At 74.9% G+C, this 8,063-nt stretch carries 8 protein-coding genes; 4 read left to right on the top strand and 4 right to left on the bottom strand.

Annotated features, from left to right (window positions below):
* A partial coding sequence (locus tag ACWDX9_RS55845; RefSeq protein ID WP_449970905.1) for an ATP-dependent helicase C-terminal domain-containing protein occupies window positions 1–1,331 on the top strand: 1,331 nt, incomplete at its 5' end.
* Window positions 1,328–1,981 (top strand): hypothetical protein, encoded by a 654-nt coding sequence (locus ACWDX9_RS55840; protein WP_449970902.1) that lies wholly within the window; start codon window positions 1,328–1,330, stop codon window positions 1,979–1,981. The genes ACWDX9_RS55845 and ACWDX9_RS55840, both read left to right, overlap by 4 nt.
* Here ACWDX9_RS55840 and ACWDX9_RS55835 read toward each other — a convergent pair.
* Entirely contained in the window at window positions 1,955–3,139 is a 1,185-nt protein-coding gene (locus ACWDX9_RS55835; RefSeq protein WP_449970899.1) for a threonine synthase, read from the bottom strand. The two genes, ACWDX9_RS55840 and ACWDX9_RS55835, sit on opposite strands and share 27 nt — an antisense overlap.
* Before the next feature lie 32 nt (window positions 3,140–3,171).
* On the opposite strand from ACWDX9_RS55835, the gene ACWDX9_RS55830 reads away from it, so the two are divergent.
* Together ACWDX9_RS55830 and ACWDX9_RS55825 are read left to right on the top strand one after the other, a co-directional pair.
* A complete protein-coding gene (locus ACWDX9_RS55830; protein ID WP_449970896.1) occupies window positions 3,172–4,629 on the top strand; it encodes an amidase in 1,458 nt (485 codons plus the stop codon).
* Between the two features lie 118 nt (window positions 4,630–4,747).
* A complete protein-coding gene (locus tag ACWDX9_RS55825) occupies window positions 4,748–6,085 on the top strand; it encodes an MFS transporter (protein ID WP_449970894.1) in 1,338 nt (445 codons plus the stop codon).
* Here the strand turns inward: ACWDX9_RS55825 and ACWDX9_RS55820 are convergent.
* The 3 genes from ACWDX9_RS55820 to ACWDX9_RS55810 form a co-directional block, all read right to left on the bottom strand.
* A complete protein-coding gene (locus tag ACWDX9_RS55820; protein WP_397369069.1) occupies window positions 6,060–6,878 on the bottom strand; it encodes a helix-turn-helix transcriptional regulator in 819 nt (272 codons plus the stop codon). The genes ACWDX9_RS55825 and ACWDX9_RS55820 overlap by 26 nt on opposite strands.
* 13 nt (window positions 6,879–6,891) lie before the next feature.
* Window positions 6,892–7,737: an aldehyde dehydrogenase family protein gene (locus ACWDX9_RS55815; RefSeq protein WP_449970891.1), complete on the bottom strand. Its 846-nt coding sequence runs from the start codon at window positions 7,735–7,737 to the stop codon at window positions 6,892–6,894.
* A gap of 179 nt (window positions 7,738–7,916) precedes the next feature.
* On the bottom strand, window positions 7,917–8,063 hold a 147-nt coding region (locus ACWDX9_RS55810; RefSeq protein ID WP_355199946.1), incomplete at its 5' end, for an aldehyde dehydrogenase family protein.

The following is an 8,063-nucleotide window of genomic DNA, read 5'->3' as shown; positions in this document are numbered from 1 at the left end:
CGTTGCAGGCGGCCTGCTGGGGCGCGCCCGACGCGTCGGGCCTGGCCCTGCTGGACCCGCCGCCGCCCGCCGCGATGTCCGCCGCCGGCCGCACCCTGGAGGCGCTGGGCGCGCTGGACCCGGCCGCGCGGGTGACGGAGCGCGGGCGCCGGATGGCGCTCGCGGGCGTGCATCCCCGCCTGGCCAGGGCCCTGCTCGACCTCGGCCCGAGCGCGGCCGAGGTGGTGGCCCTGCTGTCGGAGCAGCTGCCGCGCGACGCGGGCGACGACCTGGTGGAGGTCTGGCGCGCGGCCCGCCGGGGCGGCACCGGCTTCGCCGCCCGCTGGCGCCAGGAGACCAGGCGCCTCCAGCGGACCGCCGGCACGGGCCGCCCGGACCCGCCCGGCGACGCGCTGGCCGGGACGGCGGTGGCGCTGGCGTTCCCCGAGCGGGTGGCGCGCAGGCGGGGCGGCGGCTACCTCATGGCCTCCGGCACGCAGGCCCAGCTCCCGGAGGGGTCCAGGCTGCACACCGCCGAGTGGCTGGCCATCGCGGTCGCCGACCGGCAGACGGGCTCGGCCTCGGCCCGCATCAGGCAGGCCGTGGAGATCGACGAGGCGACCGCCAGGCTGGCGCACCCCACCACGACCCAGGACGAGATCGCCTGGCACGTCCCCCCGGGCGAGCGCCGCGGCGACGTGCTCGCCCGCAGGGTCGAGCGCCTGGGCGCGATCGAGCTGTCCGCCGCCCCGCTCAAGGACGCCGACGTCCGCGAGGCCGTCCTGTACGGTCTGCGCACGGAGCCCGACGTCCTGACCTGGACGAAACAGGCCAAGGACCTGCGGGATCGCCTGGCCTTCTGCCACCGCGCCATCGGCGCCCCCTGGCCCTCCACGGACGCGCTCATCGACCTGGCCGACCAGTGGCTGGAGCCCGAGCTGTCCAGGGCCCGCCGCCGGGCCGACCTGGAGCGCATCGACCTGGCCGCGGCGCTGAAGCGCCTGATCCCGTGGAGCGAGCGCCTGGAACGGGCGGCCCCCGAACGCATCGAGGTCCCCAGCGGCTCCCACATCCGCGTCGACTACTCGGGCGACCGGCCGGTGCTGGCGGTGAAGCTGCAGGAGCTGTTCGGCTGGCAGGAGACGCCCGAGATCTCCGGCGTGCCCGTTCTGGTGCACCTGCTCTCCCCGGCGGGCCGCCCGGTGGCCGTCACCGCGGACCTGGCGTCGTTCTGGCGCGAGGGCTACCGTTCGGTACGCGCGGAGCTCCGCGGTCGCTACCCCAGGCACCCCTGGCCGGAGGACCCGCTGACCGCGCCTCCCACCCGCCGCGCCAAGGAGAGACGAGCATGACCAGCGTGGCAGCCGCCGCCCGCGACAACGCCGAGTGGTGCGACGCGATGTGCCGCGCGCACGGCACGCCCGGCGCGTTCGCGGACCGGGCCTGGACCAACCCCACCAGGACCCCGCCCTTCTACCCGGACGCGGTGACGCTCTCGCCCGACGCGACGGCGGCCGACGTGCTCGGCCGCATCGACGCGGGCCCGGGGGCGTCGGTCAAGGACAGCTTCGCCACGCTCGACCTGCCGGGCTTCGAGGTGCTGTTCGAGGGGCAGTGGATCCACCGCGAGCCCCCGGAGCGCCGCGAGCCCACGATCGCCATGGAAGCGGTGAGCGACGCCGCCACGCTGCGCGCCTGGGAGCAGGCGTGCTTCGACGGCGAGGTCGGCGGCCTGTTCCTGCCCGCGATCCTCGACGAGGTCACGATCCTCTGCGGCAGGCGAGAGGGCGCCATCGTCTGCGGCTCCGTGCTCACCCCGCGTGAGGAGGTCGTGGGCGTCTCCAACGTGTTCGGCGAAGCCGCGTGGGAGGCCACCCTGGCCGCGGCGGCGAGGGTGTTCCCCGGCCGGCCCCTGGTCGGCTGGGAGGTCGACCCGGCGGACGCCCTGCGGCACGGCTTCACCACGATCGGCCCGCTACGCGTCTGGAGCAAGATCGCCTAGGGTCGGGTTCTCCAGCACCGGAAAGCGCTCGGCCCCCACGCCCACGTCCTTGAACCCGCTCGACGTGGCCACGCACACGACGGGCCCGTCGAAGTCCCGCCGCAGCTTCCGGTGTCCCGCGAGCCCCGCCGCGCCCGACAGCTCCTGCCACAGCCCCTGCCCGGCCAGGTCCCGCTGCGCCGCCCGCAGCTCCTCGTCGGTCACGAGCAGGGCCTCGCCGCCGCTGTCGCGCACGGCCACCACCCCGCGGTGCCCGCCGACCGGCCCGGCGATGCCGTACGCGTCACTGGCCCCTGGCTCGACGATCGCGGCCGGAGCGCCGGTGGCCAGCGCCCGCGCGTGGGGCCCGCCCGCCGCCGTCTCGCAGGAGAACATCCGCGGCACGGCCTCGGTCAGCCCCAGCAGCCGCAGCTCCACGAACCCCTTCCACATCCCGTAGAGCAGCTCGGCGTACCCGGTGGGGGTGAAGACGGCCGCGGGCACGCGCCCGAGCTGCAGGAACAGCTCGTAGGCGATCGTCTTGTAGCCCTCGGGCCCGAACGGGTGCCCGGTGTGGGTCACCGTCTGGTTGCTGACCGGGTGGTAGCCGAGCCGGTCGACGACCTCGCGCAGCAGCGGCCAGCGTGCCTCGGTGGGCACGGAGACGACCTTGGCCCCGTACGCGCGCACGAACGCCTGCACGGCGGGCGGTGAGTCCGCCGAGGTCAGCACGATGGCGGGCAGCCCGGCCCGGGCGGCGTAGGCGGCGGCCGAGGCCCCGTGGTTGCCGGACGAGGCCACGACCACGCCGGGCGCGCCCGAGGCGACGGCGGCGCTGACCGCGACCCGGTTGAGGCGGTCCTTGTGCGACCAGGTCGGGTTGCGGGACTCGTCCTTGACGTAGATCCCGTCGAACTCCACCAGCGGCGTACCGCCCTCTCCCAGCGTGGGCGCCTCCAGCGGCGGCAGCAGCGGCGACCAGCGCGCGAGGTCCGTGCCCGGCTCCTGCTCGAACAGGCGCGGATCCACCCGCCCGTAGTCGTACGTGATCTCCAGCGGATAGGCGATCTCGTCCGTGCTGGTCCTGGGACAGCCCCGCGTCAGCGGCGGGAACAGCGGGAACTCGGCCGCGGGGTCGCCCAGCGAGCGCTGGCGGAGGGCAAGGGAGGGTCCGTTCACGTGCATCGACCCTATCGAGCCGCGCTGCCAGGATGCAGACTCTAGTCATGTTGTGGGCAGGCAGGTCCGCTGTCGAGATCGCGACGGCCGTCCGGCGTGGGGACGTCACGGCCACGACCGTCGTCGAGGAGCACCTTCACGCCATCTCGGAGCGGGATTCCAAAGTAGGGGCGTTCCGGCGGATCAGAGAGCGGGCCGTGGAGGAGGCGCAGGCCGTCCAGAAACGGCGCGACCTGGCGGACCTGCCGCTGGCCGGCGTGCCGGTGGCGGTGAAGGACAACCTGGAGGTCGCGGGCGAGGCCACCCGCGGCGGGTCCGCGGTCACGGCGGACGCGCCCGCGCCGGAGGACCACGTGACGGTGGCGCGCCTGCGGGCCGCGGGGGCGGTGGTCGTCGGCCTGACGAACCTGCCCGAGCTGGGGCTCGTCGCGCTCGGCGACAGCGCGTACGGCATCGTCCGCAATCCCTGGAACCCGGCCAGGACCGCCGGCGGGTCGTCGTCGGGCAGCGCGGCGGCCGTGGCGGCGGGCATGGTGCCGCTGGCGCTGGGCAACGACGGCATGGGCTCGCTGCGCATCCCGGCCGCCTGCTGCGGCGTGCTGGCCGTCAAGCCCGGCACCGGGCTCGTGCCCCCGCCGACCGACCACTGGGACGGGCTGACCGAGAACGGCCCCCTGGCGACGACCGCGTCCGACCTGGCGCTGGCGCTGTCCGTGCTGGCCGCCGACCCGGCGCTGGCCGAGTCCTGGCGCGGCGGCCGCCGGGTCGAGCCGCGGCCGCCCATGCTGCGCTCGGTCTGGGCGGACGACGACGAGATCTGGGAGCCGCAGCCGCCCCAGGACAGCCCCGAGCCGTTCGACCTGCGGGTGGCGTACGCGCCCCAGCCGCTCCCCGTCGGCCTGCCTGTCGACAGGGAGTTCCAGGCCGCGGTGCGCGGGGCGGCGGAGACGCTGCGCCAGGCCGGGCACACGGTGGTCGAGCACCGCGACAAGCTGCCCGTCTGGCTCGGCCCCGCCACGATCGCCACCTGGCTCACCAGGGCCGCCGCGTCGGCCGACGGCCTGGACCGGCGCCGGCTCGAACGCCGCACCCGCGGGCTGGCCCGCGCGGGCCGGGTGCTCGGCGCGCTCAAGCTCGACGGCGTGCGGGGCCGGGAGCGCTGGAGCGGTTACGGGGCCGACCAGTGGTTCGGGGACGCCGACGTGCTGATCACGCCCGCCCTGGCCACCGTCCCGCCCAAGGCCGAGCGCTGGGGCGAGCGCGGCTTCGTCCGCAACGCGCTGGCCAACATCAGGTACGCCCCCGCCACCGGCCCCTGGAACATGTGCGGCTGGCCCGCCATCACGGTCCCCCTGGCCACGCACTCCACCGCGCTGCCCATCGGCGTCCAGATCGTCGCCCCGCCCGGCGGCGAACCCCACCTGCTCGGCCTGGCCGCCCAGCTCCAGGCCGCCCATCCCCCGGTCAGGCCGCCCGGCTTCGCGTTCTGAGCCCCTGTTTCGGGCCCCTGTTTCGGGCCGCTGTTTCGGGCCACTGAGGGTGCACCTGACAGGTGTACCTCCAACGGGGCGCTGGCCGGCGTTCGGGCCGTGCCGCAGCCTGGTCCGCATGAACACACGTGAATGGCTCGTGCTCGTCACGCTCTGCGGCGCGACGTTCATGACAGGTCTGGATTATTCGATCATCACGGTCGCGCTCCCCGAGCTCGGCCGCGATCTGGGTTTCGCCACGCGGGGCGACCTGCAGTGGGTGGTGACGGCCTGCCTGCTGCCGACGGCCGCGTTGATGCCGCTGTTCGGGCGGGTGTCGGACGTGGTGGGGCGGCGCAGGCTGTTCGCGGCCGGCGTGACGGCGTTCACCGGGTTCTCCCTGCTGGCGGCCCTGGCTCCGGTGCCCGGGGTGCTGGTCGGCGCCAGGGCCGGGCAGGGGGTGGCGGCGGCCATGATCGGCCCGACCGCGCTGGCCCTCATGACCACGGCCTTCGCCGAGGGCCCGAAGCGTACGAGGGCGATGGGTGTCAACGGGGCGCTGCTCTCGCTCGGCTTCGTGGCCGGGACCATCGGCGGCGGCCTGGTCACCAGCGGGCTGAGCTGGCGCTGGACCATGCTCATCCTGGTGGGGATCGGCGTGGTCGTGCTGGTGGGCGCGCTCTCCGTGCTCCCCGGCGACTCCGGCAGGAGCGCCGTCCGGCTGGACGTGCCGGGGGCCGTGCTGGCGAGCGCCGGGCTGTTCGCCCTGGTCTACGGCATTTCTACGCTCACGTGGATCGGCGTCGCGGCGGCCGTGCTGCTGCTGGGGGCGTTCCTCGCGGTCGAGGCCAGGCACGCCGCCCCGCTGGTGCCGCCGCGGCTGCTGCGCCGGCCCACGGTGAAATGGGGGATGGCGGTGGCGCTGGTGACGTTCGGCATGTGCGGCGGGGCGACGCTGCTGCTGAGCGTCTACATGCAGGACGTGCTCGGCTGGTCCGCGCTGCGGACGGGGCTCGGGTTCCTCGGCGAGGGCGTGGCCGCCCTGATCGCGGGCGGCCTTGCGGCCCGGCTGATCGGCGCGTACGGCGCCCCTGCGACCGTGGCGGCCGGCCTGACCGCGCAGGCTGTGGGGACGGCGGCGATGGTGTTCCTGCCCGCCTCGGGAGGGCTGGGGGTGCTGCTGGCCACCTCGGCGGCGATGGGCTTCGGTCACGTGCTGACCGTGGTGGCCGCGATCACGACGATCACGTCCGGGCTCGAACCGGCCGACCAGGGGGTGGCGGGCAGCCTCGCGCAGATGCCCACGTTCGTCGGGGCGATCGGGGTGGCCGGGCTGACGGCTGTCGCGTCGGCGTACGCCGAGCTGCTGACGGGCCTGCCCGCGGCGTTCGCGGTGGCGGGGGCGGTCGCCCTCCTCGGGGCGGCCGGTGGCGCCCTGCTGCTGCGCCGCGCTACCCCTGCCGCAGCAGGCGTCTGAGCGGCTCCTCCGAGCCGGGCTCCGGCTGGAAGAGCACCACGCCCTGCCCCTCGTCGTCGGGCGTACGCAGCAGCTCGGCGGTGAGCGTGACGACGCCGAGCTCGGGGTGGCGGTAGCCGCGCGAGATGGAGGCGCAGTTGCTCACCGGATGCCGCGTCCACATGGCCCTGAACTCGGCGCTCCCGGCCGTCAGCTCGTCCACCAGCGCGCGCAGCCCCTCGTCGCCGGGGAACTTGCCGAGCGACACCTGAAGGTACGCGATGTCGTCCAGGGCCTTGCTCTCCCAGTCGACGTAGAACTCGCGGGAGCGGGGGTCGAGGAAGTCCATGCGGGCGAAGTTGGGGCGCGGCTCGCGCTCCGGCGCGTCGAAGTCCAGGTGCGGGGTGAACAGCGCGTGCGCAAGCCGGTTCCAGGCCAGCACGTCGGCGCGCCGGCCCACCGCCCAGGCCGGCACCTCCGTGAACGACTCGACCATGCGCCTGATCCCGGGCCTGAGCAGCTCAGGCCCGACCGGCGGGCGGGACCGGACGGCGCGGGCCAGGCGGTGCAGGTGGGCCCGCTCGTCGTCGTCCAGCCGCAGCGCGCGGGCGAGCGCGTCGAGCACCTCGTCGGAGACGTTCGGGCTCTGCCCCTGCTCCAGCCGGGTGTAGTAGCCGACGCTCAGGCCCGCCAGCGGCGCCAGCTCCTCCCTGCGCAGCCCCGCCACGCGCCGGTGCCGCACCCCCGGCCCGAGCCCGACGTCCTGCGGCTTGAGCCGCGCGCGCCGGGCCCGGAGGAACTCACCGAGACTCATCGATGTGCCGTGCTCAGACCCCGACCGGATGCCAGACGGTCTTGGTCTCCAGGAACCGCGTCATCCGGCCGGTCCCCGGGTCGGCCGCCCAGTCCTGCCGGGAGGGGCGCAGGACGCGCTTGAGGTTCTCCGCCGCCGCCTGCTCGCAACTCAGCGCCAGGTCGGCGTCCTCGACCCCGGTCAGGTCGAGCCCGTTGACGTCCATGTGCGCCGCCAGCCAGGGGGCCAGCTCGGCCTGGTGCCCGGTGAGGACGTTCACCACGCCCCCGGGCAGGTCGGACGTGGCCAGGACCTCCGCCAGCGTGATCGACGCGAGCGGCGTGCGCTCGGACGCCACGACGACGCACGTGTTGCCGGTCACGATCACGGGTGCGACCACCGACACCAGCCCGAGCAGCGGATCGGCGGGCGCGATCACGGCCACCACGCCGGTCGGCTCGGGCGAGGACAGGTTGAAGTACGGGCCCGCGACCGGGTTGGCCGCGCCGTGCACGGCGGCGATCTTGTCGGACCAGCCCGCGTACCAGACGAGCCGGTCGATCGCGGCGTCCACCTGCTCCAGCGCCGCCTTCTTGCCGCCGCCGACCTCCTCGGCGAACTGTGCGCGCCGCCCCTCCAGCATCTCGGCGATCCGGTAGAGGATCTGCCCCCGGTTGTAGGCGGTGGCGCCCGACCAGCCGGGGAACGCCTTGCGCGCGGCCACCACGGCGTCGCGGGCGTCCTTGCGCGAGGCGCGGGACGCGTTGCCGAGGAATTCGCCCTTGGCCGAGGTCACGGGGTAGGACCTCCCACTCTCCGAGCGCGGGAACGCCCCTCCGATGAACAGCTTGTAGGTCTTTCTGACGGACAACCTACTCATCGCCCCGCCCCCTCCACGTGGACTCCTGCGACATCTGGACCGGCACGAAGACCTGGCCGCACCGGCTCACGCCGCAGCGGTGGGCGTACCAGCCGGTGCGTACGGGCCGCCCGGCCCTGGCGAAGGCGTGACCCCTGGTGGCCTGTGCCCGCCGCCTGGCGCGGCGGGGACGGCGATGCTCACACGTCAAGGTAGGCCTCCAATCCGTGCAAACCGCCTTCTCGGCCGTATCCGGACTCCTTGTAACCGCCGAACGGCGAGGCCGGATCGAACTTGTTGAACGTGTTGGCCCACACCACCCCCGCCCGCAACCGGTCAGCCATCCA

The organism is Nonomuraea sp. NPDC003201 (genome assembly GCF_053590415.1).
This window is presented reverse-complemented; position numbering and strand designations above follow the sequence as displayed.